Source organism: Lamprobacter sp. (assembly GCF_034860625.1).
GTDB lineage: Bacteria > Pseudomonadota > Gammaproteobacteria > Chromatiales > Chromatiaceae > Lamprobacter.
Genome location: NZ_JAYESN010000620.1, coordinates 1 through 949, shown reverse-complemented (window position 1 = coordinate 949; position 949 = coordinate 1). Strand labels below are relative to the sequence as shown.

General features: G+C 65.2%; 1 protein-coding gene. It reads left to right on the top strand.

Annotated features, from left to right (window positions below; translation table 11 throughout):
* The coding region (locus VBE63_RS30280; protein ID WP_323686669.1) for a hypothetical protein at positions 1-949 on the top strand (949 nt) is incomplete at both ends.

Here is a 949-nt window from a genome sequence, read left to right as displayed (position 1 = left end):
CGCGGGCATCCGCCGTCGCGTGCTTGAGCATACCCTGCGCAACAACGGTGGCTATCTGAGCCAGGCCTGCTCGTCCGCCGATATCCTCGCGACCCTCTATCTGCGTGTGATGCGGCTTGGCCCCAGCACGGCGCCGCTGATCCCGCGTGCCTTCGCCGGCGTCCCATCTCAGGACAACCCAGCGGCCTTTACCGGTGCCGGCTACAACGGACCTCGCGCGCCGGAGCTAGATCGCTTCATCTTCTCGCCGGTGCACTATGCACTGGTCTTGTACGCGCTACTGATCGAGCTCGGCCGACTCGGCCCGGATGCGCTAGAAGCCTTCAACACCGACGGCAGCACGGTCGAGCTGATCGGCGCCGAGCATTCCCCCGGTCACGAGGTCACCGCCGGCTCACTCGGCCAGGCCCTGAGCCAGGCCGGAGGTATCGCGCTCGCACGGCGACTGCGCGGTGAGACCGGGCGAGTCTGGGTGTTCATGTCTGATGGCGAGTTTCAAGAGGGTCAGACTTGGGAGGCCTTCGCCGCCCTCGCCCATCACCGCATCGGCAACCTCGGTGTGTACATCGATGCTAATGCCCAGCAATGCGATGGACCCATGGCCGATGTGATGACCATCGAGCCGCTCGCCGAGCGCCTGCGTGCGTTTGGCGCCGAGGTGCACGAGGTCGATGGTCATGATACCGACGCCCTGGCCGCACCTGCGCTAGCACGCAGCGACGTCATAGGAGCACAGCAAGCGGCCACCGACAGCACAGGAATCAATACGCCGGGCGCAGACGCAGCCCTCGCAGACGTCAACCTCACTCAGGTAGTCTGGCAGCCTATCCCGCAGCCTGCGACGAACGATCGCCCACTGGTCGTCATCGCCCGCACCGATCCTTGCCGCGGCATTGAGCTGCTGCGCGAGCGCGCACCGAAGCTGCACTATTTGCGTTTTAAGACGACT